We start from the raw sequence: 26,210 nt of genomic DNA, 5'->3' as shown, positions 1-26,210 counted from the left end.
CCGGAGGCGCCATGTCCTCGCTTTACTGGCCCTACCTCATCGCCGACTACTACCGCGGCCTGGAGATCGTGACGGCGGTAGTCGGCGTCATCATCCTGCTGTCCAGCCTGGACGACCTGTTCATCGACGGCTGGTTCTGGCTGCGCGAACTGCGCCGCGGGCTGACGGTCAAGCGCCAGTATGCGCCGCTGACCGCCGAGCAGTTGCGCGCCAAGCGGGAACAGCCGCTGGCGATCATGGTGCCGGCCTGGCTGGAGTACGACGTGATCGCGCCCATGCTGGAGAACATGGTGTCGACGCTGGAATACAAGAACTACATGATCTTCGCGGGCACGTACCAGAACGACGAGCGCACCATCAAGGAAGTGGAACGCATGCGGCGGCGCTACCGCCAACTGATACGGGTGGAAGTGCCGCACGACGGGCCGACCTGCAAGGCCGACTGCCTGAACTGGATCGTGCAGGCCATCTTCGCGCAGAACGCCATGCAGCCCGAGCCCTTCGCCGGCGTGATCCTGCACGACAGCGAAGACGTGCTGCACCCGCTGGAACTCAAGTACTACAACTATCTGCTGCCGCGCATCGATTTCATCCAGTTGCCAGTCACGTCGCTGGAACGGGAGTGGCACGAGCTGGTCGCCGGCACCTACATGGACGAGTTTGCCGAATGGCACACCAAGGACCTGGTGGTGCGGGAAAGCCTGTCCAAGATGGTGCCGTCCGCCGGCGTCGGCACCTGCTTCTCGCGCCACGCGCTGGAGGTGCTGGCGGCAGAGACCAACAACCAGCCCTTCAATACCGACACGCTGACCGAGGACTACGACATCGGCGCGCGCCTGGCCCAGCGCGGCATGCGCCAGATCTTCGGCAAATTCGAGGTCGAGTACGTGACGCGCCGCCGCTCATGGTTCGGCCTGGGGCGGGAGAAGATCTCTGCCATCAGGATGCCGCTGGGCGTGCGCGAATACTTCCCCAACACCTTCCGCACCGCCTACCGGCAAAAGGCGCGCTGGACGCTGGGCATCGGCCTGCAAGGCTGGCAGCAGGTGGGATGGACCGGCTCGCTGGCCACCAAGTATCTGCTGTTCCGCGACCGCAAGGGACTGTTCACGTCGTTCATCGCGATACTGGCCTATCTGCTGCTGGCCAACTTCTTTCTCTTCTATCTGGCCGACCGCTTTGGCTGGTGGAAGGTTTATTACCCTTCCTACTTCCGCCCCGGCGGCTGGCTGGTGACGCTGATGTGGCTGAACGCGGGAGCCTTGCTGCTGCGCGTGGTGCAGCGCGCGTACTTCGTCGGCCGCATGTACGGCTGGGAGCATGCCCTGCTGTCCATGCCGCGCATGATCGTCGGCAACTTCATCAACGCCATGGCGGCGGCGCGGGCCTGGCGCCTGTTCATCGGCCACCTGATCACCGGAAAGCGGCTGGCCTGGGACAAGACCATGCATGACTTCCCCTCCACCGACCAGTTGGCGCAGCAGCGCCAGCGCCTGGGCGACCTGCTGCTCTCCTGGCAGGCCATCGATCATCAGATGCTGGAGCAGGCGCTGGAGATCCAGGCGCGCGAGAAGCGGCCGCTGGGCGAAATCCTGATGGAGCGGGGCTGGCTCGACGAAAAGACGCTGCACGAAGCGCTGTCATTCCAGCAAGGCGCCCCGACGCAAACCGAACACCCCGCGGACCCGCTATCGCACAGGCCCACTCCTCCATGACCGTCCTTTCCCGTACGCTGGCTTTCAGCGCCCTGCTGTGCGTGGCCGCAGTCCCTGTAGCGGCCGCGCAACCTGCCGCCGCAGCCGAACGTCCGCTGGAAGGCGACGCCTACCAACTGGCCGACCAGGCCTACAAGCAGTACGACGCCGGCCATTACGAAACCGCCCAGATCATGGCGGAGAACGCCATCCGCCTGCGGCCCGACGTGGCTCGCCTGCGCCTGTTGCTGGTCTATGCCTTGGAAAAGCAAGGCAAACGGCAGGAGGCCGCCCGTGCGGCCGACGCGGCGATCGCCGACGGCCTGGGCACCCCGGAACTGCGGCAGGCCAAGGCCAACCTGCAGCGCCCGCCTGCCGTGGCCGCCACGCCCACACAGCCCGCGGCGCAAACGCCTGCGCAAGCTTCCGGGCAGACGCCCGTGCAGACGCCCGCCCCTGTCCGCAAGCCCGCGCCGCAAACCCCGTACCAGCGCGCCTATCCCGTGGCGGCGCGCGCCTATGCGGACTATGGACGCCAGGATTACGCCGCGGCCGCCGCAGGCGCCGAACGCGCCTTCCGCGCCGTGCCCAGGCAAGGCGAATGGGCCTTGCTGTGGGTGGAATCGCTGGGCGCGCAACAGCGCTACGAAGCCGCCAGCCAGGCCGTCGACACGGCGCTGGCGCTGGGCGCGCCCAACAAGGCGGCGCTGCAGGCGAGGCAGCAGGCCTATCAGAAGCAGATCGCCGCAAGCCAGGCGCCCGCGGCGCCGGCTCCGGGTAGCGAGGCAGCCACGGGCGCCTATGCCGCCTACGACAAGGGCGCCTATCAGGAAGCCATCACGCTGGCCCGCCAGGCCGTGGCGCAAGCGCCGGACAATGAGAGCTATGCCCAGCTGCTGACGACCGCGCTGGCCGCGGGCAACAAGGCGCAAGCCGCCGAGGCGGAAGCCCGGCTGAGCGACGCCATCGCCCGCCAGCCGGACTCGGCCCAGCTGCTTGCGCAGCGCGGCTATGCGCGCCAGCGCCTGGGCCAGCCCGCGGGTGCGGCGTCCGACTTCGCGGCCGCGCGCGCCACCGGCCAGGCGCCGCCGCGCCTGATCCTGGACCAGGCCTATGCGCAGTCGGCAATGGGCGACAACCGCGCCGCCACCGACTCGCTCAAGCAAGCCATCGACATGGACGATGCCGGCCAGTTGGGCCTCACGCCGCTGGAGCGCTACAACACGCGCAGCGGCGTCGCCGCCCTGTCGCGCGAATGGGGCGGCTCGTTCTCCGCATCCTATCGCGGCGCACGGCCGGCCAGCTCCAGCCTGGGCGGGGCCGCCATCAACACCCCTGGCGACGTGATCTTCAGCACCGCGGAAATCTTCTGGCGTCCGCCGCAACTGAACAACCGCTGGGGCATGCTCGAGGCGTACGCGCGCAGCTCCAACACGCTGTACGACAGCGGCAGCACCTACGAGTCGCGCAGGAATGTCGACCCTTGCACCGGGGAAAGCACCCCGGACGAACGCTCTAACGAAGAACGCTTTCGCAACAACAGCACCTCATCCGGCATCCCCAGCACGATCGGCGCGCTGGGCCTGCGTTATCTGCTGGCCGATACCGGCATAACTTTCGGCATCGAACGCCGCTTCTTTCTGGGATCCGCCACCCGCCAGGGCTATGCCTACCCCGAATCCAGCGCGGTGCAGTGCGCGGCGCAGCAGGCCTTCCACAACGCCTATCCCAATCTGCAGGACCAGAGCGCCGTGGCGCGCTACAAACTCAACGGCAATGCCGGGGGCTGGATGTCCTACGTCACCTACGGCTATTACCAAGGCCGCGAATTGCGCGTGGACGTACCCAGCTGGCTCACGATCGAAGGCTATGCGCAGGCCGGCTACGCCTGGGACGACAACAGCGCCCGCTATACCGCCTATTCGGTGGATTCCAAGGGCCAGCGTCAGCAGGATCTGGGCAGTTCCTCGGGCCGCCTCAAGCGCGACCAGGCCTTCCTGTCCGGCGAACTGCGCGTGGGCCGCAGCTTCCGCGCCACCAGCATCAGCGACAAGCTGGTGCTGTTTCCGTACGCGGTGGTCGGCGCGGACTGGCTGTGGCAGAAGAGCGTGGCCAAGCTGGACGACCTGCCCGGCTACGGCAGCCAGTCGGTGGTCCTGTCCGACCACGGCACTTCTTGGTCGCTGGGCGTGGGGCCGGGCTTCAACGTGCGCTACTGGTTCCGCGAAGACCACTACAACGCGCCGCGCTCTTACCTGGACTTCGGCGTCCAGTACCGTACCAGCCTGGGCGGGGGCGAGAGCGACCGCGCCAAGGGTTGGTTCATGAACATGACGCTGTCGTACTGAGCCGCTGATACACACGATTACATCGGTTCATAAGCCTATAACAATGAATCGGGCATAGTGCTCCGCGCCACGCAGGCTGAGCGATCGCCAGGCGTGCAAACCTCATCCCTCACCGCGTTGGAGATTGAATTGCCGATGTTCAAACAAGCCCGTATCGCCCTGGCCGCCGCCGCCCTGACCCTGGCCAGCGGCGCCGCCCTTGCCCAGCAGACCATGCAGGGCCAGATGCCCAACCTGGCGGCCGTGAGTGGCCAGATGCATGCCGCCGCCGAGTACTGCGGCGCCTACACGGCAGCGCAGCTCGAGCAGATGAAGCAACAACAGAAGACTGCGACCAGCGCCCAGGGCATGTCGGCGGCGGACTTCGACGCCGCTTTTTCGAAGTCCTACAGCCAAGCCAAGGTGCAACTGGGCACGTTGAGCGCGGCCGACAAGGAAAAGACCTGCGCGCAGCTCAAGGCCATGGCCGCGGCGCAACCGCGCTAACCATTCCGCGTCAGACCGCTGATCGGCCGCCTAGAGCGGCCATTCCCGCTTCAGGCGCTCGGCCTCGGGCGTAGGCCCGATCAGCCAGGGATCAGCCGCAAAGGCGACCACGCGTTGCGCGCGGTAGCGCCGCGCGATGCGCAACTGCCGGCGCACGCGCGCCGCGTCGGCGGAGCGGGCATTGAAGGTGGTGCCGTCCTGGCGTTCGGACGGCAGTTCCTCGAATAGTTCGACGATCAGGTCGAACGGCGCACGACGCGCCAGCAGCATGCGATGCAAGGGCTCCAACGCCTCATACGCCTCCATGCCGGACACGCCCACTCCGTCCTGGAGCATGGGCCTCAGCCTGACCACATCCAACAATCCGTTCCACAGGTCGGCCAGGCTCAGCGCTCCCGGCAATTTGCTGTGATACGTGGAGATGGCGGGCACGCGTCCCGTCTGTTGCGCGAGCGGATCGGACAGCTCGCGCAGCCATTGCGCCAGCAGCGCCTGGCGGCCGGGCGCAGCCCAGCTGTGCTGCTCGATCTCGTAAGGGATGTACCAGCCGCGGAAAGCGGCAAGCCCGGTTGCGTTCGACGCTTGCGCATAAGCCAGCGCCTGCGCCTGTGCGGCCTGCAGGAATGCGGCCAGCGCGGCGTCATCCGGATTGCCCAACTGTCGCCACCAGCGCTCGTCGTAGGGCAGGCCCAACTGCAGCCCCATGCCCAGGCGCTCGGCCTCGTCGAAGATCAGCGCCAGCGTGGACGCGGGCAGTTGCCAGGGCTGCGCCCCGCCGCTGGCGCCCACCCACTGAATGATGATCTCGCGAAATCCCAACGCGTGCATGGCGGCGATGCGTTCGCGCCACGCCTGCGGGCTCAATTCCAGGTGGCTGGGCCAAAGCTGCCAGAAGGTGCTTTGCACCGACCAGGCCGGCGCGCAGGCGGGCAGGCTGGCGGCCAGCGCCGCCACGCCCAAGCCCTGCAACAGGCGTCGCCGGCCGGTGGAAGCAGGCGCAGACGCCTGCATGGGCTGCCTGGCGATAGGATTTACCCGGCGCGGTTGCCGAAGATGCCCGACAGGGACGCCAGCAGGTCGGCAGGGTTGAATTGCTGTTCGCCCTGGACCTCGCCGTTGGGCGTGGCCTTGTCCACCAGCTGCGGCAGCAGCGAGGACAGCGAACCCAGCACGGAGTCCGTGTCCTGACCGGTCTTGGCGGCCAGTTCGTTGACGACGCCGGGATCCAGCACGGAACCGAGCTGATCGGCGCTGACCGGCATGTTCTGGCCGGTGCCCACCCATGACGCCACGATCTCGCTCAAGCCGCCCTTCTGGAAGCTGGCGATCAGGCCGGTCAGGCCGCCCGGGTACTTGTTCAGTTGCTCGATCAACGCGGGCAGCAGCGAAGCCGAGCCCCCTTGCTGACCGCCGCCGGCCATCGAGGCCAAGGTATCCAATAGGCTCATCATCGTGCTCCTGAAAAAACGGAGATCCAGTATAGGCCCATGCCTGCCGCCCCGCCTGTCATCCGATGGATGACACCCGGCATCTTTACAAAGCTTGTCGATTGCATCCCGTCAGTCGACGGCCTTTTCCGCCTGCAAGGCCTGCAGCGACTTCAGGCCGGCGCGGCCGTCCGGCCGCAGGCCCAGTTCGCGCTGCACCGTCTGCAAGGCCTGCCGGGTGCGGGCGCCGATCATGCCATCGGGTTCGCCGATCTCATAGCCGCGGGCAATCAACAGCCGTTGCAATTCCCGCCGCTGCGCCCGCGACAGGCCTGGATCGTCGGTTGGCCAGGCTTGCACCAGCGGGCCGCCGCCGCGCAGCCTGTCGGACAGGTGGGCGATGGCCAGCGCGTAGCTTTCGGCTGCGTTGTAGGAATACAGGGCATCGAAATTGCGCGTGACCAGGAAGGCAGGACCTTTGCTGCCCGCCGGCAGCAGCAGCCCCGCCGGCGTGTCGCCCGCGGGCAGCGGCTGGCCGTCGGCGCGCGTCACGCCGCGCCCCGCCCAGTACGACATCGCGCGCTTGTTCTTGCGGCCCGCGCCTGAAGTGTCCAGACCCGCCGGCAGGCGGACTTCATAGCCCCATTGCAGCGCGCTGTTCCAACCCGCGCGCTTGAGGAAATTGGCTGTCGATGCCAGCGCGTCCGGCACGCTGTCGACCAGGTCGCGGCGGCCGTCGCCGTCGAAGTCCACCGCCAGCCGCAAGTACGTCGAGGGCATGAACTGGGTCTGGCCGAAAGCGCCCGCCCAGGAGCCCGTCAGGCGTTCGGGCGCGATGTGCTCGTCCTGGATGATCTTCAGCGTGGCAAAGAATTCGCCGCGGAAATATGCCTGGCGCCGGCCGAAGCAGGACAGCGTGGACAGCGACGTCAGCAGGGGCCGGCCGCCCAGTGTGCGGCCGTAGTTGCTTTCCACGCCCCACACCGCGGCGACGGTGGCTGCGTCCACACCGTAGCGCGACGCGGCGCGGTCCAGGTCAGACTGCCAGCGCGCCATGCCGGCCCGGCCGTCGGCCACGCGCTCGTCGTCGACCAGGGCCGCCATGTAGTCCCAGATAGGCGTCTTGAATTCCGGCTGGGCGTCCAGCAGATCCAGCACTGTCATGTCCGGTGCAAGCCCGGCGGTCTGGGTGTCGAACGTGGCGCCGGACACGCCGGCCTTGAGCGCCGCGCCGCGCAATTGCGCGAGGCAGGCCGCGAACGCGTCGGCGGCCGACGCCGCGGGCGCCAGCGAAATGAGGGCGCCGCCGGCCAGGGCGCAGGCCAGCGCGCGCAGCGGGCGGGCCCGCAGCGTCTTGAAGAAGTTATGGTTGTTCATGTCGTCCAGTCAGCCGGCCTGCAGCGCGGCAAGCTCGGCGTCGTCGAAGCCGGCGGCGCGGCGCGCCTCCAGGTTGAAGGGACCGCGCAGCCGGGGCGCGTCATAGCGTTGCGCCAGTTCGGCATAACAGGACACGGGATCCTTGCCCGCCTGCGCGCACAGCTGCTTGTACCAATGATTGCCGATGGCCACGTGGCCGATCTCGTCGGCCAGGATGATGTCGACGATGGCAGCGCTTTCCGCATCGCCCGCTCCCGCCAGCTTGGCACGGATCGCGGGGGAAGCATCCAGGCCGCGCGCCTCCAGCGTGCGCGGCACCAGCGCCAGGCGGGCCAGCAGATCGTCTTGCGTGCGCTGCGCCATGTCCCACAGACCGTTGTGGGCGGGGAAGTCGCCATAGGCGTAGCCCATGGCGGCCAGACGCTGCCTGAGCAGATCGAAGTGATAGGCCTCTTCGCGCGCCACGCGCAGCCAGTCGCGGTAGAAGGCTGCCGGCATGCCGGCAAAGCGCCACATGATATCCAGAGCCAGGTTGATGGCATTGAATTCGATGTGCGCCAGCGCGTGCAGCAGCGCCGCGCGCCCTTCCTCGGTGGCCATGGAACGCTGCTTGACCTGGGCGGGGACCACCAGCTCAGGCCGCGCCGGGCGGCCCGGCAGTTCCGCCGTGGGCGTGTAGGCCTGCTCGCAGTCCAGCACCGTCTCATCCGACATGGCGCGCACTGCCGCCAGCTTGTCCTGCCAGGCCGTGGCGGCCAGGGCCGCCAGCGCCTGCCCACGCAGGCAATCCTGGCGATGCCCGGCCGCGTCGGGCGTCGTGTTGCTATCCATATGCTTCTCTGTGCCGGGCGGCCTCGCGCCCGCCCGAAATCCCTTGAAAGCGCCGTGGCCGCAGGCCTCGCGCATACACGGAGACTTTATCATTCACCCATGGATTCCCTGCGCCTGACCATAGAGACCGACCTGTCCCGCATCGACGCCCAGCAATGGGACGCGCTGGCGGGCGACCAGCCCTTTCTGCGCCATGCATTCCTGCGCGCGCTGCACGAGACCGGCTGCGCCGCGCCCCAGACCGGATGGGCGCCGCATTACCTGGCGCTGTGGCGCGACGATGCGCTGGCGGCTGCTGCGCCGCTCTACCTGAAATCCCATTCGCGCGGCGAATATGTATTCGACTACGCCTGGGCCGACGCCTTCCAGCGCCACGGGCTGCGCTACTACCCCAAGCTGCTGTCGGCCATTCCCTTCACGCCGGTCACCGGCCCCAGGTTGCTGGCCGGCAACGATGAGGATCGCGCCACGCTGGTGCGCGGGCTGGTCGCCTTCGCCGAAGAGATCAAGGTGTCTTCGCTGCACCTGCTGTTCCCCGCCGAGGCCGACATGCGCGCGCTGCGCGAGGCCGGCTTCATGATCCGCGAAAGCGTGCAGTTCCACTGGACCAATCCGGGTTACGCGGACTTCGACGCCTTTCTGGCCACGATGAGCCACGACAAGCGCAAGAAGATCCGCCAGGACCGCAAGAAGGTCGCGGCCGCCGGGCTGTCGTACAGCTGGCTGCGCGGGGCCGAGATCGGCGCGGTCGAGCTGGACTTCTTCTACGAATGCTATTGCCGCACCTACTTCAGCCATGGCAATCCACCCTACCTGAGCCACGAATTCTTCCGCTGCGCGTATCGCGAACAGGCCGAGGCCTTCGTGCTGATCCTGGCAGAGCGGGACGGCCAGCCGGTGGCGGCCGCGCTCAACCTCGCCGGCGGCGACGCGCTGTATGGACGTTACTGGGGCGCGACCGAATACGTGCCGGGGCTGCACTTCGAGACCTGCTACATGCAGTCCATCGCCTATTGCATCGCCCACGGCATCGCGCGCTTCGAGGGCGGCGCGCAAGGCGAACACAAGATGGCGCGCGGGCTGCTGCCCACGCCCACCTGGTCGGCGCACTGGGTCGCGCACCCCGGCTTCGCGGACGCGATCCAGAACTTCCTGGACGAGGAAACCGCCGCGGTGACGGACTATCTGGGAGAGCTGGAAACGCACTCCCCGTTCAAGCGGCCGCGGGAAGGCTGAGGGTTAGAGGAAGCGGTCCAGCAGCTTGCGGCTGTGCTTGTCCAGCGACTGGATGTCGCGCACCAGATAGAAGATGCCGTGGCTGTCGGCGATCAACAGGGTCTGCGGACTCAGGCGGCGGATGTCCTCTTCGCCGCGCAGCGTGAACGAGGTGGGGCCGCGGTCGGTATCGACCTGCCAGGTGCTGGGAGTGGCGAAAGTGGAGACGCTGGCCAGCTTGCGGATCTCGGGCATGAATTCCCGGCTTGCCAGTTCTTCCTCGATCAACTCGCGCTGCGGAGCCGGCACATCGGACAGGTGCTCGATCCAGAGCAGTTCGCGCCCGTCCACTGTCACGAGCGACAGGCCGCGGCCCGGTTCGCTGATGGGAAAGGCGCGCACGGGCAGCACGCCCTCGTGGTTCTGGCCATCGGCGGACTGGAACTCCAGGCGCCCGAAGGCATTGCGGCGCAGCTGAAAAGACGGCAAGGTCATGACGATAATTCCGGTTCCGCGTCAGGCCACGGCGGCCATGTCTTCGCTGCCCGACGCCTGCGCGTCGGCCTCGGCCTGGCGCGCCTGCGCCTGGTACAGGCGGTAGTAGGCGCCCTCGCGGGCCATCAGTTCTTCGTGCGGGCCCTGCTCCACGATCTGGCCGCGGTCCAGCACCACCAGGCGGTCCGCCTTGCGCAGCGTGCTCAGACGGTGGGCGATGGCGATCGTGGTGCGGCCACGCACCAGGTTGTCCAGCGCCTTCTGGATTTCCTTTTCGGTGGTGGTGTCCACCGACGAGGTGGCTTCATCCAGAATCAGGATGCGCGGATCGATCAGCAGCGCGCGCGCGATCGAGATGCGCTGGCGTTCGCCGCCGGACAGCGCCTGGCCACGTTCGCCGACCAGCGAGTCGTAGCCGTGCGGCAGCCGCAGGATGAATTCATGCGCATGCGCGGCGCGCGCCGCAGCCACGATTTCGTCACGGGTGGCGTCCGGCTTGCCGTAGGCAATGTTCTCGGCGATGGTGCCGAAGAACAGGAACGGCTCCTGCAGCACCAACCCGATGTTGCGGCGGTAGTCCGCCACGCGCACCGAACGGATATCGGCGCCGTCCACCAGCACCGCCCCTTCGGATACGTCGTAGAAGCGGCAGATCAGGTTGATCAGCGTGCTCTTGCCCGAGCCGCTGTGGCCCACCAGGCCGATCATCTCGCCCGGCGCGATGTTCAGGTTCAAGCCGCGGATGACCTGGCGGTTGCCGTAGCGGAAGCCCACGTCGCGCAACTCGATGCGGCCGTTGATGTGCGGCAGCTTGGCGGGATTCTGCGGTTCCGGCACGCTGGAGACATGGTCCAGGATGTCGAAGATGCGCTTGGCGCCAGCCGCCGCTTTCTGCGTGACCGAGACGATGCGGCTCATCGAATCCAGACGCATGTAGAAGCGCCCGATATAGGCCAGGAAGGCGGCCAGCACGCCAACAGTGATCTGCTTCTGCGACACCTGCCAGATGCCGAAGATCCACACCACCAGCAGGCCCACTTCGGTCAGCAGCGTGACGGTGGGCGAGAACAGCGACCAGGTGGTGTTCACGCGGTCGTTGACTTCCAGGTTGCGGTTGTTGGCTTCGCGAAAGCGCGCGACTTCACGCTTTTCCTGCGCGAAAGCCTTGACCACGCGGATGCCCGGAATGGTGTCGGCCAGGACGTTCGTGATCTCTGACCAGATGCGATCGACCTTTTCGAAGCCATGGCGCAGGCGGTCGCGCACCGCGTGGATCATCCAGATGATGAACGGCAGCGGCACCAGCGTGACCAGCGCCAGCCACGGGTTGATGGACACCAGGATGACCGCGGTCATGCAGATCATCAGGATGTCGTTGGCGAAGTCCAGCAAGTGCAGCGACAGGAACACGCAGATGCGGTCGGTTTCGCTGCCGATGCGGGAAATCAGATCCCCGGTGCGCTTGCCGCCGAAATACTCCAGCGACAGCTGCTGCAGGTGCTCATAGGTGGTGGTGCGCAGGTCCGCGCCGATGCGCTCGCTGACCCAGGCCAGGATATAGGTCCGGGCCCAGCCCAGCCCCCAGGCCAGGAAAGCCGAGGCCAGCAGCCCGCCCAGATAGAGGCGGACCTTGTCGTAATCGATCGGCGCGCCGTTCTGGAACGGAATCAGCACGTCGTCCATCAGCGGCATGGTCAGGTACGGCGGCACCAGGGTGGCGGCGGTGCCCAGCAGGGTCAGCACGAAACCCGCCAGCAGCGGCCCGCGGTAAGGGCGGGCGAAACGCCACAGGCGCAGCAGCGCCCAAGTGGTGGATGGCGCTGCCTGTTCCTGGTTGCAGGTCGGGCATTCTTCCTCGCCCGCCGGGATGACGTTATTACAGACGGTGCAGGTGCGCTCCGCCAGATCCTCGTCCTGATGGCCGGACAAACGGATGGCCTGCTGCGTTTCGAACTGCGCCAGCAGCCGCAACGCGGCCGGATTGCGCGCCAGCGTGAAACGCCACGCGCCCAGGCGGGAGCCGTCGTCGTGCAATTCCAGCAGCGCGGCGCCAGCGTGGTCGGTGAGGCTCAGTTTTAATTGGGGGCCATATGCCCAGGATTCCCAGCGCGGTTCGTCGGGATGGCGCGCCAACAGCCGGCGGTCGGTGGCGGCGATAAGCCCCGGACGGAACTTCAGGCGCTGATCCAGGTCTATTTCAACCCAGGCCAACAAGGTTTCGCCGTCCGCCAGTTCGGCGCTGATTTCATCGCGCCAGCGGGCAGGAAAGGCTTCGGCAAGGCCGGAAAGCAGGTTTGGTTTTTTCATTGGTACGCATGCCGGGCCAGGACTCTGCCCTACTAGGCGGCAACCGGTTCGCAACCAGGACTGGCGGCAAACGTGTCCCTTCCTTACAACATAACGATTTCACGCCTTGAAGGCGTCGTATAGTAGCAGCCGATTTTTCTAATTAGGAATATCTGGGATCCCCCACTCGTTGGCATTATTCTAAAGGCGCAACCCCAATAAATTCGCGGTCTTGCATAGGGGCGTCCGCGCGTGCCAACCTGCTTCTCTCGTAAATTAAAACATGAAAAAGAAAGACATTGAATTTCTCGATGTCGTGGCTTTGCGCGGCCCGAACATTTGGACGTACCGTCCGGTACTCGAAGCGTGGGTGGATATCGGTGAACTGGAGGATTATCCCTCCAACACCATTCCCGGCTTTTACGAACGCCTGACGGAATGGCTGCCGACGCTGATCGAGCACCGCTGCAGCCCGGGAGTCCGGGGCGGTTTCCTGTCGCGCCTGAAAGAAGGCACCTGGCCCGGCCACATACTTGAACATGTCACCCTGGAACTGCAGAACCTGGCCGGCTTGCGCGGCGGTTTCGGCAAGGCCCGGGAAACCTCCACCCGCGGCGTCTACAAGGTCGTCGTGCGCGCCTGGCAGGAACAGGTCACCCGCACCGCCCTGAACGAAGCCCGCGACCTGGTCATGGCCGGCATCGAAGACCGCCCCTTCGACGTGCCCGCCGCCATCGCCAAGCTGCGCAGCCTGATCGACAAGCACTGTCTCGGCCCCAGCACCGCCTGCATCGTGGATGCCGCCGACGACCGCGACATTCCCTACATCCGCCTGTTCGAGGGCAACCTCGTGCAGTTCGGCTACGGCTCGGCCCAGCGCCGCATCTGGACTGCCGAGACCGACCGCACCAGCGCCATCGCCGAAGGCATTTCGCGCGACAAGGACCTGACCAAGGAACTGCTGTCGACCTGCGGCGTGCCCGTGCCCGAAGGCCGCCTCGTACGCAGCGAGGACGACGCCTGGGAAGCTGCCGAGGACATCGGCCTGCCGGTGGTCGTGAAGCCCTATGACGGCAACCACGGCCGCGGCGTGTTCACCAATCTGACGACACGCGAGGAAGTGGTGTCGGCCTACCGCGTGGCCGTGGACGAAGGCAGCGGCGTCATCGTCGAACGCTTCGTGCTGGGCAACGAACACCGCCTGCTGGTCGTGGGGGACCGCATGGTGGCCGCCGCCGCCGGCGAACCGGCCTGGGTGACGGGCGACGGCAAGTCCACCATCACCGAACTCATCGACAGCCAGATCAATACCGACCCGCGCCGCGGCCGCACCGAGAACCACCCGCTGAACCCGGTGCGCCTCGATTCCGCCGCGCGGCTGGAAATCGCCCGCCAGGGCCTGTCGGAAGACAGCGTTCCGCCCGAAGGCCAGCGCGTGCTGGTGCAACGCAGCGGCAACGTCGCCTTCGACGTCACCGACCGTGTGCATCCCAGCATCGCCGCCACCGTGACCCTGGCCGCGCGCATCGTCGGCCTGGACATCGCCGGTGTGGACCTGGTGGCCGAGGACATCTCGCGCCCGCTGGAAGAACAGCGCGGCGCCATCGTCGAAGTCAACGCCGGCCCCGGCCTGCTGATGCATCTGAAGCCTGCCGACGGCACGCCCCGTCCGGTCGGCCGCGCCATCGTCGACCACCTGTTCCCTGAAGGCGATGCGGGCCGCATCCCCATCGTCGGCGTTACCGGCACCAACGGCAAAACCGTGGTGGCGCGCCTGGTGGCCCGCCTGCTGAGCCTGTCCGGCAAGCGCACCGGCCTGGCCTGCAGTGAAGGCCTGTACCTGGACCGCCGCCTGGTGCAAAAGGGCGACCGCGCCGATTTCGCTTCCGGTACGCGCCTGCTGATGAACCGAAACGTGGATGCCGCCGTCATCGAGAACGACAGCGGCGTGATCCTGGGCCAAGGCCTGGCCTACGACCGCTGCCAGGTTGGCGTGGTCACCAACATCGACGACGCCGACCACCTGGGCGACTTCGACATCAATGAAACGGAGCGCATGTTCAACGTGTTCCGCACGCAGGTGGACGTGGTGCTGCCCGGCGGCTCCACCGTGCTGAACGCGCGCGATCCGCGCGTGGTGGAAATGGCCGAGCTCTCCGACGGCGCCGTGATCTTCTTCGGCATCGATCCCGCCCTGCCCGCCATCGTCGCTCACCTGCAACAAGACGGCCGCGCCGTGTTCGTGCGCGACGGCGGCATCGTGCTGGCGCATGGCACCCGCGAGGAGCGCCTGGCCACGGTGGCCTCGATCCCGCTGACCCATGGCGGCCGCGTGGCCTTCCAGGTCGAGAACGTGCTGGCCGCGGTGGGCGCGGCCTGGGCGCTGGACATACCCGTGGAGCTGATCCGCGCCGGCATCGAGACCTTCGACATCGACCAGGCCGACGCTCCCTGGCAGTTCACGCTGTTCGAACGCAACGGCAGCACCGTGGTGGTCGACGACGTGCACAACGCCTCGGCGTTGCGCCCCCTGATCGCCGCCATCGACCAGTTCCCGTCGACCACGCGCGCCGCCGTCTACTCGGCCGGCGCTGACCGCCGCGACGCGGACCTGATCGAACAGGGCAAGCTGCTGGGCGACGCCTTCGACCGCGTGGTGCTCTACGACGACCTGACCGTGCGCAGCAAGCGTCCCGAAGGCGAGGCGCGCGCGCTGTTGCGCCAGGGCCTGGCGCAAGGCTCCCGCGTCAAGGACATCCAGGACGAACCCGACCACGGCAAGGCCATCCAGAGCCAGCTCGACGCCATCGCCGCAGGCGACTTCGTCCTGCTGCAGTCCGACGAAGCCTTCTCCGGTCCCACCATCGACCTGGTCCGCCGCTGGATTCAGCAATACTGACAATATCTGCGCGCGCCCTCGCACTAGCGGGGCGCGCGTGAGCTAGACAGGAATACCTGCCATGGAAGTTTCCCGTATCCGAGCACTGCGCGGCCCCAATCTGTGGAGCAAGAACACCGCGATCGAGGCCATCGTTTCCTGCGCCGACGCCGAATGCTCCATCGACAACCTGCCTGATTTCGAAGCGCGCCTGCGCGCGCGCCTGCCGCAGACCGGGCTGCTGCGTCCGGAAGGCCATCAGGGCGCGGTCTCCATCGCGCACGTGCTGCAGATCGTGGCCCTGACGATGCAGGCGCATGCCGGCTGCCCCGTCACGTTCGGCCGCACCGCCTCCACCATCGAGCCTGGCGTGTTCCAGGTGGTGGTCGAGTACAGCGAAGAAGAAGTCGGCAAGCTGGCGATGGAACTGGCGCAAGTGCTGGTGCGCGCCGCGCTGGACGACACCCCCTTCGATCTCGCCGACGCCTTGAAGCGCCTGCGTGAACTGGACGAAGACGTGCGCCTGGGGCCCAGCACCGGCTCCATCGTCAATGCCGCCACCGCCCGCAACATCCCGTACCGCCGCCTGACCCAGGGCAGCATGGTGCAGTTCGGCTGGGGCAGCAAGCAGCGCCGCATCCAGGCCGCCGAAACCGACCTGACCAGCGCCATCTCCGAGTCAATCGCGCAGGACAAGGACCTGACCAAGATGCTGCTGGACGCCGCCGGCGTGCCGGTGCCCATGGGCCGTTCGGTGACCACCGCCGAGGAAGCCTGGGCCGCCGCCGAGGAACTGGGCGGCCCGGTCGTGGTCAAGCCGCGCGACGGCAGCCAGGGCCGCGGCGTCGCCGTCAACATCGAATCCCGCGAGCGCGTGATCCAGGCCTTTGAAGTGGCCGAGGAAATCAGCTCCGAGGTCATCGTCGAGCGCTACATCCCCGGCCACGACTTCCGCCTGCTGGTGGTCGGCGGCGCACTGGTCGCGGCCTCGCGCCGCGACCCGCCGCAGGTCACGGGCGACGGGGTGCAGACCATCCGCCAACTGGTGGACCAGGTCAACGCCGACCCGCTGCGCGGCGACGGCCACGCGACCTCGCTGACCAAGATCCGCTTCGACGACATTGCCCTGGCGACGCTCAAGAAGCAGGGCTTCGAGGCCGACTCCGTGCCGCCGTCCGGCACCCTGATCTTCCTGCGCAACAACGCCAACCTGAGCACCGGCGGCTCGGCCACCGACGTGACCGACGAAGTGCATCCGGAAATGGCCGCGCGCGCGGTGTCGGCGGCCCGCATGATCGGGCTGGACATCTGCGGTGTGGACGTGGTCGCCGAAAGCGTGCTCTACCCGCTTGAAGACCAGAACGGCGGCGTGGTGGAAGTGAACGCCGCCCCCGGCCTGCGCATGCACTTGAATCCGTCCTTCGGCAAGGGCCGCGCCGTGGGCGAGGCCATCATCGCCAACATGTACGCGGACGGCGACGACGGCCGCATCCCGGTCGTGGCCGTGGCCGGCACCAACGGCAAGACCACCACCGTGCGCCTGACCGCCCACATCCTGGGCGTCGCCGGCAACCGCGTCGGCATGACGAATTCCGACGGCGTCTACGTCGACAACCTGCGCATCGACACCGGCGATTGCAGCGGCCCGCGCAGCGCCCGCAGCGTGCTCATGCACCCGGACGTCGACGCGGCCGTGTTCGAAACCGCGCGCGGCGGCATCCTGCGCGAAGGCCTGGCCTTCGACCGCTGCAATGTGGCCATCGTCACCAACATCGGCATGGGCGACCACCTGGGCCTGGGCTACATCAGCACGGTCGAGGACCTGGCCGTGGTCAAGCGCGTGATCGTGCAGCACGTGCACCCCAGCGGCACCGCGGTGCTGAACGCGGCCGATCCCATCGTGGCTGAAATGGCGGCGAGCTGCCCGGGTTCCATCACCTACTTCGCCGAAGACCGCAATCATCCCGTGCTGGCCACGCATCGCGCGCAAGGCCTGCGCTGCGTGTACCGCGACGGCGACTCCATCGTCACCGCGCAGGGCGGCGAAGAAACCCGTTACCCGCTGGCCGCCATTCCGCTCACGCGCAACGGCACGATCACCTTCCAGGTGGAAAACGCCATGGCGTCAATCGCCGCGGCCTGGGCGCTGGGTCTGGACACGGACATCATCCGCCGCGGCCTGGCCAGCTTCGTCAACGACGCCCAGACAGCGCCCGGACGCTTCAACGTGTTTGACTACCGCGGCGCCACGGTGATCGCCGACTACGGCCACAATCCCGATGCCATCCTGGCCCTGGTGCGCGCGGTGGACGCCATGCCGGCCAAGCGCCGTTCCGTGGTCATCAGCGGCGCGGGCGACCGGCGCGACGAAGACATCCGGATGCAGACCGAGATCCTCGGCGAAGCCTTCGACGACGTGCTGCTTTACCAGGACCAATGCCAGCGCGGCCGCGCCGACGGCGAAGTGTTGGCCCTGCTGCAACAAGGCCTGGCCAACGCCACGCGCAGCAAGCACGTCGAAGAGATCCACGGCGAGTTTCTCGCCATCGACACTGCGCTGGCGCGCCTGGGCGCAGGCGACCTGTGCCTGATCCTGGTCGACCAGGTCGAAGAGGCGCTGGATCACATCGCGCGCCGCATCGCGCAAGCCTGAGCCGTACGCGGTTCCTGAAGTGCAAACGGGGCGCCCAAGGGCGCCCCGTTTGCTTCGGCGCGCGCCGATCAGCTGCTGGACGACACCACAGGCGCAGCGGCCTGATAACGGTCCGTCACGTGCGTGCATCCGAGCGCGGCCATCGCGGTCAGCGTCAGCAAGATAGCGCGGCAAAGTCGTTGCGTCATGCGAGTTCCTCTTTCCATATTCTGTGGCCGAACCTGCTTGCGGGTTCCGCGGACACTATACCGGCGCGCGCGTCGGCAAGCCAAGCGCGCATGCCCGCGTCCAGCCTTGCAGATCCAGTTACCAGCCTCCCTCAAAAGGGGACAAGACATTGCCGGAATGTAACTGCGGCACCTAGTACGCCTGCAATCTCCTCCCGCCGGAAACCAGGCCATTTTGCCGCCGCCAGGCCGTTACATTTGCCCACAGCCAGGTTTGACGGCCATGCCGCAGGCTCGTACGGTAAGTACATGGCCTGCACGGCAACTTCTTGAACCGGCAGGCCCTAGCTGATCAGTGTCCCACTCAACCGCGACAACCCGGTTTACAGGCCGCAAACCGGATGCCGCTAGCAACAGGAGAGGTCACCATGAACAACGACATCATCGCTGGCAAATGGAAGCAACTGACGGGCAAGGCCAAGGCCGCCTGGGGTGAGCTCACCGACGACGAGCTGACCCGCACCGAAGGCAACGCCGAACGTCTGGCGGGCCTGATCCAGGAGCGTTATGGCAAGACCAAGGAACAAGCTGAAAAAGAAGTCCGCGACTTCTTCGACCGCAATCCTTGATCCGATAAACCACCAGGAGAAGCTGACATGTTGCACTACGCCGTAGTTTTCTTCGTCATCGCCATCATCGCGGCTGTCCTGGGCTTCGGCGGCATCGCCGCCGGCGCTGCCGGCATCGCCAAGATCCTGTTCTTCGTCTTCCTGGTACTGGCGCTGCTGTCCATCCTCGGCGGCGCTTTCCGCAAAAAATAGAAATCGGACCCAAGACACCACACAATCCTCGCGTCCCGACGCGCTGAACCACTAACAAGGAGCATGACTATGGAATTCCGCAAGCTGATCGCCGCCGCTGCACTGGGCACGGGCGCCGTCTTCACTTCCATGGCTTTTGCCGCCGATGACGGCAAGCCGAAACAGTCCGTGGGTGAGTACGCGTCCGACGCCACCGTGACCACCAAGGTCAAGGCTGCCATCGTGGCCGACAAGCAGCTGAGCGCGCTGGACATCGCCGTGGAGACCAATGCGGGCGTCACCAAGCTGACGGGTACCGTCGGCACCGCAGCCGAAGCCGATCATGCCGCCACCGTGGCGCGCGGCGTCGAAGGCGTCAAGCAGGTGATGAACAACATCAAGGTCGACCCGGCCAAGAACAAGAAGTAAGCCCGACCGGGCCGCTTCGGCCCGGTCTTGAAAACAAGGCGGCGCCTGTGTCCGACACAGGCGCCGCCTTGCTTTTGCGCCGCGTCCCGCACGGCGGTCCTGATCAGACGTCCACTACGCCCCGGCCTATCTCCAGGGCGCGTCCGCCCACCTGGATCCGGCCATCGGCCTGGACGTCCAGCAACAACCGGCAGGGCCTGCCCATCTGGTCGCCCTGCTCCACCAGGATGCTGGCGGGCAAGGGTCGCTTTTGATGCAAAAGCCAGCCGCCCAGATTGGCGCAGGCCGAACCCGTGCCGGCGTCTTCGTTCACGCCGCCGCCCGCCTTGGCGTAGAAATAGCGCGCCACCACCACCTGGCGCCCATCCTGCTGGCGGCTGTCGTCGAAAGCGTAGGCATACATGACCTTGCGGCCCAGGCTGTTGGCCTGCCAACGGTCCAGCCGCGAGGCATCGGGCGCAACGCGGCGTACCGCGTCCACGCTGGCCAGCGGCACCAGCAGTTGATCGGCGCCGGTGTCCAGCCAGATCGGATCGTCCAGCAGATCGCTCGCATCCAGACCCAGCAGGCTGGCGATTTCGCCTCGCTCCAGCGCGGGCGCGGCGGTGCGCACGCCATCCGGGCACGGCGCGGTAAAGGTCCAGGCATCGCCGCGCGCCGTCACCGGCACCACGCCGGCAGCGAACTCCAGGGTCAATGCATCGCCCGTCTGCCGCAAGTCACGCACGACCTGCGAGGTGCCTATGGTGGGATGGCCCGCGAACTTCATCTCGAAGCCCGGCGTGAAGATGCGCACGCGCGCTGCCGCCTTGTCGGAGGGCAGGATGAAGGTCGTTTCGGACAGATTGAATTGCGCCGCCAGATTCAGCATCGTGGCGTCGTCCATGCCGCGCGCGTCTTCGAACACGCAGAGCTGGTTGCCGCTGAAGGTGGAGGAAGCGAAAACGTTGAGCAGGCGGAAAGCGTAGGTGGCCATGGCGGTAGCGATAGTTGAAAACATTGCGCCGGCTTGAGCCGGCGCGTTCCCTACTTTATCGCAAGCCTCGGGCCCGGACTACCAGACCGCGAAGAACAACACCCATGCCAGGCAGAACGGCGCCAGGCCGGCTGCCAGCACCAGCCAGGCCAGCCCCTTGCGCCAACCGCTTGCCGCGCGCGGCTTGAGCAGGCGCGCATACAGGCGCAGCGTCCACAGCACCGCCAGGCTCAGCAGCGTGAACCGCACCGGCGCGGCCCAGGCGGCCTGCATCCCTTCGTGCTTGAGCAGATTTACGGTGGTGGCCGACAGGCCCAGGAACACGCCGATGCCGGCGGAAGGAATCAGGGCCTGCGCCAGTTTGTGCAGGCCAGGACGGCCCCAGCGCGTCGCGGGTTCGCCTTCCACAGGCGCGGCGGGCGCCAGGCGGTCGGCGATCCACAACGACAGGAAGGAAGCGCCGCCGACACAGATCGTGGCGCCGACGACGAACATCAGGATGCCGGCGCCGTCCAGCCACGAGAAGCTGTCGTTCACTTCCGGGTAATGCGTCAGGATGAACCAGGGCGCGTTGTCCAGCAGCGGCCACATGATGTCGTGTTCGACCAGCCAGGTCGCGGCCCACTGCTTGGCGGTCACGTACCAGGGGCTGGCGCTCCAGAGGAAGGCGCCGATCGCGATGCCCATCAGGCCGAAGCACAGCAGCGCCGTCTGCCATGGATCGCCATGGGTGACATGCACGATTTCTTCTTCGGGCGAACGCGGCGTCAGTTCGATCGCACCGCGATAGCCGCTGCAGCGTCCGCAGACATGGCAGTCGCCCGCGCCCTTCATGTGGCGCAGCGGTACCAGCGGCGCACAGTTGATGGGCTCGATGCGGATGACAGGATGACGCCACTTCTCTTCGTCGACCTTGAAGTGCCAGGGAGCCAGCTTGGCCAACAGGTTGAAGACGCCGTTGACCGGGCACAGGTACTTGCACCACACGCGCTTGCTGCGGCCGTAGCGCCAGCCGACGATCATGGCCGCCACCGTGGACCCGCCCAACACCGCCAGCACCGCCAGCGGATATTGATAGACGCTGACCAGTTGACCGTAGACGGTCGTCAACGCGAACGCGACGAAAGGCCAGCCGCCCCAACGCATCCATTTCGGAATCGCATGGCCCTGGCCGCGCTCGCTGGCCCATTCGGTCAGCATGCCCTCCGGACAGAGCCAGCCGCACCAGGCCCGGCCCAGGATGGGCATGGAAATCAGCACGAACGGCCACCACACGCCCCAGAACGCGAACTGAGCGACGATGGTCAGATTGTTGAAGACCGAGGCCGCGTTGTCCGGCAAGGGCAGGATCGCGGGCACGATCAAAAGGAACGCGTATATCGCAACAATGCCCCACTGCAGCTTGCGCAACAGCGGGGCATGGTCACGGAGAAAGTCGGCGATACGGGAGGTCGCCCTCCCGAGTGCAGCTGCCATGGTCAAACCTTCAAATATTCAGTCCGGCAACAGTCGGTTCAGGTGGCGCTGCGGGCGGCGGTGGCAGCGCCTGCCGGCTTGCTCCCCACCCAGCGCAGCAGCGCCCACACAATGATCCAGTAAGCCACCCACAACAGCACCGAGATCAACGCAGGCAGCGCGCGGTAGCCGGCGAAGTCGGCCAGGACCTTGCCCACGCCGGTGCTGTCGCTCAAGAGCCACGAGCTGTCCCAGACCGGATCCACGATGGTCGGCAGCACGTCCAGCGAAATCAGGTGATCCAGGCCGCCCACCAGCAGCGAGCCGGCCAACAGCAGCAACAGGATTTCGGTCACGCGGAAGAAGCGGCGCCAGGTGATGAGCTTGCCGCCCAATTGCAACAGCCAGAACGTCAGCAACGCCACCACAAAACCGGCCACGCCAGCCAGCGCCAGCATCAGCATGTCGCTGCCGCCCTCGCCCGCCGACACGGTGCCGTACAGGAACACCACGGTTTCGCTGCCTTCGCGCGCCACGGCAATGGCCACCAGCACGAACAGGCCCCACCAGTTGTCGCTGGCGACGGAAGCGCGGGCTCCGCCTTCGAGTTCGCCCTTGAGCGTGCGGCCGTGCTTCTTCATCCACACGACCATCTGCACCACCAGCGCGCACGCGGCCAGCGACATGATGGCCTGGAACCATTCCTGGCCTTCGTCGCTGAGCCAGGAGGAGACGCCCAGCAGCACCAGCGCCAGGGCCACGGCCAGCGCCAGGCCTGCCGCGACGCCACCCCACAGGTAGTTCAGGCCGCGCTTGCCCTCCGGCGTGGAGCGCAGCCAGGTGTAGAGTATGCCCACCACCAGCATGGCTTCGACGCTTTCACGCCAGACGATAAAGAGGACCTGTTCCATATATTGCTACCGCTTATTCCTTGGGTTTGACGACCAAGGTGCCTTTCACGCTCTGGTGAAAGTCATCAAAAAATGGATACTCGCCGGGGCGGGAAATGGTGATCACCACGAAAGACTTCACACCCGGCCCCAGGACTTTTTCCTTGCGCAGCGGAATGCTTTCGAACTCCACCGGCTCGTTGCTCTCGTTGATGAGCTCGATCTTGAAACGGCCCGCCGGCACTTCCAGCGTGGCGGGCTCGAACGTACCGTTCGGCTTGAAGGTCAGCGTGAACGTGGGTAGTTCGTCAGCCTGCGCGGGCGCCCCGCCGGCCAGGCCGGCCAGGCCGATCAGCAATGCGACGGCAACGCGAAGCAGGCTGCGCACGATCAGTAACCGCCCTTCTTGCCGGTGCCGGCGTAGACGAATTCATATTCGAGGTCGAAGGGCTCGAACCACGGCCCCACGCCGGTTTCCTTGTCGACGTGACGGCCGAAGTGACTCATCTTGTCCGCGGTCGGCGGCAGGATGGAGTATTTCAGCTTGTACTTGCCCGGACCTTCCAGCTTGACGTTCTCGCCGTAGTGCGGACCGTCGTTGGCGACCATCGGCATGAAGGTGCCCTTCTGCACGTTCTGGCTGCCGACCTTCTGGATTTCGTACTTCACGACCAGGTAAGGCACCCACTCGCCTTCGGGGAAGCCCGTCTTGTTGCCGGCGGTGGCATGAATGTCGGCCTCAAGGTGCACATCCGAATCCTTGGCCGGGCGCATCATGCCCGGGGGGTCCATTTCGATCGGCTGCAGATACACCGCGCCGATTTCCATGCCGCCCTTTTCCACCGGTTTGCCGATGGGGTATTCGGCCGCGTTCGCGGCGGAAACGCTCAGGGCGACAATGGCCAGGGCCAAGGCTTTCTTGATCATGTGCATAATCCTTGAGACACAAATGAGACGACGGCCCCTAAAATACAAACAAGAACCGTTTTCATTAATGTAACCAAATCAACTGACAGAACCCTGAACCTCGGATCAGGAAAATCTGCGGATCATTGCGTTTGATCAAGCGGCGAAAAAGGCCCTGACCTTTTTTCAGAGCCCGAGAAACTTGAACGGCGCCGCGGGCTGGAAGTCGCGCGTGGCGTCGCCCGCAAACGTGTGGCGCTGATCCGGCCCCAGGTCCAGCTTCAGCACCTTGCCGGTTTCCGGACTGAAGTCCAGGGCCTTCAGGTCCACCCAGAACGTGTTGGGCGTCAGGGCCGATTCGAAGAAGTACAGCTTGCGCTGGTGGTCGAAGACGGTGCGCCAGCGGGTGGACGAGATATTGGGCTGTCCGGGCGTGCTGATGCCATAGGGTACGGAGACGTTGCGTATCACGCTGAAGACGCTGGCCAGCGCCTTGTTGGGATCGGGATCCTTGGGGATGGCGTTGATGTAGAACGATGCGCGCACGAAACGGTCGGCTGCGCGGTTGGTGCCCGGCAGCATGGTGGTGCCGCCGATCTGCTGCCAGTAGGCATCGAGCGCAAGCTGCTGCTCGAACTGAGGCGAGTTGGTCATCACCTGGTAGTCGCGGCTATGGTGGATCACCTGGCGTCCGCCGATGTATTCGATGATGGCGCTGTCGCCGCTGGCGTCCGAGATCGACAGGTGCAGCGTCGTCAGGCGGTCCTCGCCCGGCACGTTGTCCGAGACGATGGTGTAGGGTTCCTGCTCCAGCGCCGCCACGGCCTCCTTGACGGTGGCGTAGTTGTCCAGCACGTATTGCGCCCACGCCGCGATGGTCAGGCCGGGCTTGCTCTTCGCATCGAATTGCGGGTACTGCGATTCGGCCAGCCACAGCAGATTGGCGCTCAGGCCCGCCTCGTTCACGCCATCGGTGGTGGAGACGTCATAGCCGGACGTGACCACGCTGCCGTAGCGCGAAGTCCAGCGCAGGGAGTTCGGGCCGGCCTCGCCGCTGCGCGCCATGCCGCGCGGCAATACCCACAGGTTGCTGGTGATGTCGTTCTTCCAGTCCATGGAGCGTGCGGTAACCACCTGCTGGTTGGCGCCATGGAAGACCACGCGTGTGCAAGCCCAAGCGGCGGGCGACGCGGACATGGCCGTCAAGCCTGCCAGTGCCGCGCAGGCCAGGCGGGAAAACGCCTTGTTCAGTCTCATGCTTGCTCTCCGAGGTATCTGTGCTTGCTTGCCGCGCGAGCAGAACCTGCACGCGGTGATGAAAAAACACCCCAAGAACCAGATCTCTGTCCGGCTTTTGGGGTGCTGATCGATGAGGCCGCGCCAGGCACGGCCCCGCCATTACTTGCGGCCGGGACCTTGCGTGCCGCCAGGCGTGAACGGGAAGGTCGAGAACATGGCGCGGGTCTGATCCTGCATCTGGTCCTGCATCTGCACGAACAGATTCTTGCTCTGGTCGATGTAGTTGTTCATCATGTTCTGCAGCATGGGCGTCTGCACGTTCATGAACTGGGCCCAGGCCTCGGGGCCGAATTGGCTGCCGTACAGGCCCTTGGATTGCTCCGCCATGCGCTGCTGGATTTCCATGAAGGCCTGGATGTTCTTTTCCAGGTAGGAACCCATGATGCCCTGCATGGCATGGCCATAGAAACGGATGATCTGCGACAGCATGTTCGAGGAGAACATGGGCATGCCGCCGCTTTCCTCTTCAAGGATGATCTGCAGCAGGATGCTGCGCGTCAGGTCTTCGCTGCTCTTGGCATCGACGACCTGGAATTCTTCGTTTGCCAGGACCAGTTGCTTGACATCTGCCAGGGTGATGTAGGTGCTGGTCCGGGTGTCGTACAGGCGACGGTTGGGGTACTTTTTAATCAGGCGCAGGCTGGCGCCGGTTTGTGCTTGCGTCATGGTTGTCCCCGGATCGGGCGATCTCTAAGGCTTCGGATAGGGTTAGTGTAATCCGGAGGGCCCTCTCCCCGAGGCCCTCCGGCGCCGACGGGCCGCCCGCTGGCGGCCCGCGATGGGTCAGCCCATGTGCAGGCCGCCATTGAGCGAGAAGTCCGCGCCCGTCGAAAAGCCGGACTCGTCCGAGGCCAACCACGACGTCATGGACGCGATTTCTTCCGGCGTGCCAAGGCGGCGCACCGGGATGGTGGCGACGATCTTTTCCAGCACGTCGGGACGGATGGCGCGGACCATGTCGGTGCCGATGTAGCCGGGCGAAATCGTGTTGACGGTGACGCCCTTGCTGGCGACTTCCTGGGCCAACGCCATGGTGAAGCCATGGATGCCGGCCTTGGCGGTCGAATAGTTCGTCTGGCCGAACTGGCCTTTCTGCCCGTTCACCGAGCTGATGTTGATGATGCGCCCCCACTGGCGTTCGACCATGCCGTCGATCACCTGTTTGGTCACATTGAACAAGCTGTTCAGGTTGGTGTCGATGACCGCGCGCCAATCGTCCGCGCTCATCTTGCGGAACAGGCCATCGCGGGTGATGCCCGCGTTGTTGACCAGCACGTCGACCGGGCCCAGCTCCTTCGTGACCCGTTCGAAGGCTTCTACCGTGGAGTCCCAATCGGACACGTTGCCCACGGACGCGTAGAACGTGTAGCCCTGCGCTGCCTGCTCATCCAGCCACTGCTGGTAGTTGCGGCTGGGGCCGCAACCTGCCACCACGCGAAAGCCATCCTTGGCCAAGCGCTGGCAAATAGAGGTGCCGATACCGCCCATCCCGCCTGTAACGTAAGCCAGTTTTCCGCTCATTGGACTTCCTCCTGTGTGCGACGGACGCCTCGTTGATTAACCTTCTTCTCGTCTGGGCCTAACCGCTGGTCGCGGCT

At 66.0% G+C, this 26,210-nt stretch carries 23 protein-coding genes; 9 read left to right on the top strand and 14 right to left on the bottom strand.

What is annotated here, in order from left to right; all coding sequences use genetic code 11:
- Positions 1–11 precede the first annotated feature (11 nt).
- The 3 genes from HV793_RS22900 (at position 12) to HV793_RS22890 (ending at position 4,528) form a co-directional block, all read left to right on the top strand.
- Complete coding sequence (locus HV793_RS22900; RefSeq protein ID WP_054450835.1) at positions 12–1,715, top strand: glycosyl transferase family protein; 1,704 nt, start codon at positions 12–14, stop codon at positions 1,713–1,715.
- A complete protein-coding gene (locus HV793_RS22895) occupies positions 1,712–4,042 on the top strand; it encodes an NfrA family protein (protein WP_175213979.1) in 2,331 nt (776 codons plus the stop codon). The genes HV793_RS22900 and HV793_RS22895 overlap by 4 nt, the downstream gene beginning before the upstream one ends.
- A gap of 135 nt (positions 4,043–4,177) precedes the next feature.
- Positions 4,178–4,528 carry a hypothetical protein gene (locus HV793_RS22890; protein WP_054450831.1) on the top strand — a complete coding sequence of 117 codons (351 nt, stop codon included), beginning with the start codon at positions 4,178–4,180 and terminating at the stop codon, positions 4,526–4,528.
- 30 nt (positions 4,529–4,558) lie between these two features.
- Here the strand turns inward: HV793_RS22890 and HV793_RS22885 are convergent, their stop codons facing one another.
- The 4 genes from HV793_RS22885 to HV793_RS22870 all read right to left on the bottom strand — a co-directional run bounded on the left by HV793_RS22885 (position 4,559) and on the right by HV793_RS22870 (position 8,163).
- On the bottom strand, positions 4,559–5,539 hold the full coding sequence (locus tag HV793_RS22885; RefSeq protein WP_175213978.1) for a DUF4434 domain-containing protein: 981 nt from the start codon (positions 5,537–5,539) through the stop codon (positions 4,559–4,561).
- A 20-nt stretch (positions 5,540–5,559) separates the two neighbouring features.
- The gene (locus tag HV793_RS22880) at positions 5,560–5,976 is read right to left on the bottom strand and encodes a YidB family protein (RefSeq protein WP_054450829.1); all 417 of its coding nucleotides are present in this window, start codon (positions 5,974–5,976) and stop codon (positions 5,560–5,562) included.
- Between the two features lie 111 nt (positions 5,977–6,087).
- The gene (locus tag HV793_RS22875; protein ID WP_175213977.1) at positions 6,088–7,332 is read right to left on the bottom strand and encodes a lytic murein transglycosylase; all 1,245 of its coding nucleotides are present in this window, start codon (positions 7,330–7,332) and stop codon (positions 6,088–6,090) included.
- Positions 7,333–7,341: 9 nt separating this feature from the next.
- Complete coding sequence (locus tag HV793_RS22870; RefSeq protein WP_054450827.1) at positions 7,342–8,163, bottom strand: ferritin-like domain-containing protein; 822 nt, start codon at positions 8,161–8,163, stop codon at positions 7,342–7,344.
- 99 nt (positions 8,164–8,262) lie between these two features.
- Between HV793_RS22870 and HV793_RS22865 the strand changes: the two genes are divergently transcribed.
- On the top strand, positions 8,263–9,399 hold the full coding sequence (locus HV793_RS22865; protein WP_175213976.1) for a GNAT family N-acetyltransferase: 1,137 nt from the start codon (positions 8,263–8,265) through the stop codon (positions 9,397–9,399).
- Positions 9,400–9,402: 3 nt separating this feature from the next.
- On the opposite strand, the gene HV793_RS22860 is transcribed toward HV793_RS22865, so the two are convergent.
- Complete coding sequence (locus tag HV793_RS22860; protein WP_054450822.1) at positions 9,403–9,873, bottom strand: cyanophycin metabolism-associated DUF1854 family protein; 471 nt, start codon at positions 9,871–9,873, stop codon at positions 9,403–9,405.
- A gap of 21 nt (positions 9,874–9,894) precedes the next feature.
- Complete coding sequence (locus HV793_RS22855) at positions 9,895–12,180, bottom strand: cyanophycin metabolism-associated ABC transporter (RefSeq protein WP_054450820.1); 2,286 nt, start codon at positions 12,178–12,180, stop codon at positions 9,895–9,897.
- A 262-nt stretch (positions 12,181–12,442) separates the two neighbouring features.
- Here HV793_RS22855 and cphA (HV793_RS22850) point away from each other — a divergent pair, with 262 nt between their 5' ends.
- From cphA (HV793_RS22850) to HV793_RS22830, 5 genes are all read left to right on the top strand, one after another.
- Positions 12,443–15,058, top strand: a complete 2,616-nt coding sequence (gene cphA, locus HV793_RS22850; RefSeq protein ID WP_054450818.1) for a cyanophycin synthetase — start codon at positions 12,443–12,445, stop codon at positions 15,056–15,058.
- Positions 15,059–15,119: 61 nt separating this feature from the next.
- A complete protein-coding gene (cphA, locus tag HV793_RS22845; protein ID WP_175164107.1) occupies positions 15,120–17,690 on the top strand; it encodes a cyanophycin synthetase in 2,571 nt (856 codons plus the stop codon).
- A 595-nt stretch (positions 17,691–18,285) separates the two neighbouring features.
- Positions 18,286–18,486: a CsbD family protein gene (locus HV793_RS22840; protein WP_006389412.1), complete on the top strand. Its 201-nt coding sequence runs from the start codon at positions 18,286–18,288 to the stop codon at positions 18,484–18,486.
- A gap of 27 nt (positions 18,487–18,513) precedes the next feature.
- Positions 18,514–18,678, top strand: coding sequence for a DUF1328 domain-containing protein (locus HV793_RS22835; RefSeq protein WP_006389411.1), 165 nt, complete (start codon positions 18,514–18,516; stop codon positions 18,676–18,678).
- A 69-nt stretch (positions 18,679–18,747) separates the two neighbouring features.
- Positions 18,748–19,086, top strand: a complete 339-nt coding sequence (locus HV793_RS22830; RefSeq protein ID WP_013392352.1) for a BON domain-containing protein — start codon at positions 18,748–18,750, stop codon at positions 19,084–19,086.
- Between the two features lie 103 nt (positions 19,087–19,189).
- Here the strand turns inward: HV793_RS22830 and HV793_RS22825 are convergent, their stop codons facing one another.
- The 8 genes from HV793_RS22825 to phbB all read right to left on the bottom strand — a co-directional run bounded on the left by HV793_RS22825 (position 19,190) and on the right by phbB (position 26,133).
- Positions 19,190–20,062, bottom strand: coding sequence for a PhzF family phenazine biosynthesis protein (locus tag HV793_RS22825; RefSeq protein WP_119450927.1), 873 nt, complete (start codon positions 20,060–20,062; stop codon positions 19,190–19,192).
- Positions 20,063–20,140: 78 nt separating this feature from the next.
- Entirely contained in the window at positions 20,141–21,538 is a 1,398-nt protein-coding gene (locus HV793_RS22820) for a 4Fe-4S binding protein (protein ID WP_175164111.1), read from the bottom strand.
- Between the two features lie 38 nt (positions 21,539–21,576).
- Positions 21,577–22,428, bottom strand: a complete 852-nt coding sequence (locus HV793_RS22815) for an FTR1 family iron permease (protein WP_054450811.1) — start codon at positions 22,426–22,428, stop codon at positions 21,577–21,579.
- 13 nt (positions 22,429–22,441) lie between these two features.
- A complete protein-coding gene (locus HV793_RS22810) occupies positions 22,442–22,795 on the bottom strand; it encodes a cupredoxin domain-containing protein (protein ID WP_370540024.1) in 354 nt (117 codons plus the stop codon).
- A gap of 2 nt (positions 22,796–22,797) precedes the next feature.
- A complete protein-coding gene (locus HV793_RS22805) occupies positions 22,798–23,334 on the bottom strand; it encodes an iron transporter (RefSeq protein WP_013392347.1) in 537 nt (178 codons plus the stop codon).
- Between the two features lie 165 nt (positions 23,335–23,499).
- The gene (locus HV793_RS22800) at positions 23,500–24,510 is read right to left on the bottom strand and encodes a linear amide C-N hydrolase (protein WP_370528711.1); all 1,011 of its coding nucleotides are present in this window, start codon (positions 24,508–24,510) and stop codon (positions 23,500–23,502) included.
- A 201-nt stretch (positions 24,511–24,711) separates the two neighbouring features.
- Positions 24,712–25,278, bottom strand: a complete 567-nt coding sequence (gene phaR, locus HV793_RS22795; RefSeq protein WP_042792481.1) for a polyhydroxyalkanoate synthesis repressor PhaR — start codon at positions 25,276–25,278, stop codon at positions 24,712–24,714.
- 117 nt (positions 25,279–25,395) lie between these two features.
- Positions 25,396–26,133 (bottom strand): acetoacetyl-CoA reductase, encoded by a 738-nt coding sequence (phbB, locus tag HV793_RS22790; RefSeq protein ID WP_054450805.1) that lies wholly within the window; start codon positions 26,131–26,133, stop codon positions 25,396–25,398.
- Between the last annotated feature and the right edge of the window lie 77 nt (positions 26,134–26,210).

The organism is Achromobacter aegrifaciens, from assembly GCF_902859965.1.
GTDB classification, from domain to species: Bacteria; Pseudomonadota; Gammaproteobacteria; order Burkholderiales; family Burkholderiaceae_B; genus Achromobacter; species Achromobacter aegrifaciens.
Note: the sequence above shows the minus strand (reverse complement) of the source record. Positions and strands in the feature narration are given on the sequence as shown.

Excerpts from the sequence above, each read along its gene's own strand:
- HV793_RS22900 (WP_054450835.1), top strand. The coding sequence starts at position 12 with ATGTCCTCGCTTTACTGGCCCTACCTCATCGCCGACTACTACCGCGGC.
- HV793_RS22895 (WP_175213979.1), top strand. The coding sequence starts at position 1,712 with ATGACCGTCCTTTCCCGTACGCTGGCTTTCAGCGCCCTGCTGTGCGTG.
- HV793_RS22890 (WP_054450831.1), top strand. The coding sequence starts at position 4,178 with ATGTTCAAACAAGCCCGTATCGCCCTGGCCGCCGCCGCCCTGACCCTG.
- HV793_RS22885 (WP_175213978.1), bottom strand. The coding sequence starts at position 5,539 with ATGCAGGCGTCTGCGCCTGCTTCCACCGGCCGGCGACGCCTGTTGCAG.
- HV793_RS22880 (WP_054450829.1), bottom strand. The coding sequence starts at position 5,976 with ATGAGCCTATTGGATACCTTGGCCTCGATGGCCGGCGGCGGTCAGCAA.
- HV793_RS22875 (WP_175213977.1), bottom strand. The coding sequence starts at position 7,332 with ATGAACAACCATAACTTCTTCAAGACGCTGCGGGCCCGCCCGCTGCGC.
- HV793_RS22870 (WP_054450827.1), bottom strand. The coding sequence starts at position 8,163 with ATGGATAGCAACACGACGCCCGACGCGGCCGGGCATCGCCAGGATTGC.
- HV793_RS22865 (WP_175213976.1), top strand. The coding sequence starts at position 8,263 with ATGGATTCCCTGCGCCTGACCATAGAGACCGACCTGTCCCGCATCGAC.
- HV793_RS22860 (WP_054450822.1), bottom strand. The coding sequence starts at position 9,873 with ATGACCTTGCCGTCTTTTCAGCTGCGCCGCAATGCCTTCGGGCGCCTG.
- HV793_RS22855 (WP_054450820.1), bottom strand. The coding sequence starts at position 12,180 with ATGAAAAAACCAAACCTGCTTTCCGGCCTTGCCGAAGCCTTTCCTGCC.
- cphA (WP_054450818.1), top strand. The coding sequence starts at position 12,443 with ATGAAAAAGAAAGACATTGAATTTCTCGATGTCGTGGCTTTGCGCGGC.
- cphA (WP_175164107.1), top strand. The coding sequence starts at position 15,120 with ATGGAAGTTTCCCGTATCCGAGCACTGCGCGGCCCCAATCTGTGGAGC.
- HV793_RS22840 (WP_006389412.1), top strand. The coding sequence starts at position 18,286 with ATGAACAACGACATCATCGCTGGCAAATGGAAGCAACTGACGGGCAAG.
- HV793_RS22835 (WP_006389411.1), top strand. The coding sequence starts at position 18,514 with ATGTTGCACTACGCCGTAGTTTTCTTCGTCATCGCCATCATCGCGGCT.
- HV793_RS22830 (WP_013392352.1), top strand. The coding sequence starts at position 18,748 with ATGGAATTCCGCAAGCTGATCGCCGCCGCTGCACTGGGCACGGGCGCC.
- HV793_RS22825 (WP_119450927.1), bottom strand. The coding sequence starts at position 20,062 with ATGGCCACCTACGCTTTCCGCCTGCTCAACGTTTTCGCTTCCTCCACC.
- HV793_RS22820 (WP_175164111.1), bottom strand. The coding sequence starts at position 21,538 with ATGGCAGCTGCACTCGGGAGGGCGACCTCCCGTATCGCCGACTTTCTC.
- HV793_RS22815 (WP_054450811.1), bottom strand. The coding sequence starts at position 22,428 with ATGGAACAGGTCCTCTTTATCGTCTGGCGTGAAAGCGTCGAAGCCATG.
- HV793_RS22805 (WP_013392347.1), bottom strand. The coding sequence starts at position 23,334 with ATGATCAAGAAAGCCTTGGCCCTGGCCATTGTCGCCCTGAGCGTTTCC.
- HV793_RS22800 (WP_370528711.1), bottom strand. The coding sequence starts at position 24,510 with ATGTCCGCGTCGCCCGCCGCTTGGGCTTGCACACGCGTGGTCTTCCAT.
- phaR (WP_042792481.1), bottom strand. The coding sequence starts at position 25,278 with ATGACGCAAGCACAAACCGGCGCCAGCCTGCGCCTGATTAAAAAGTAC.
- phbB (WP_054450805.1), bottom strand. The coding sequence starts at position 26,133 with ATGAGCGGAAAACTGGCTTACGTTACAGGCGGGATGGGCGGTATCGGC.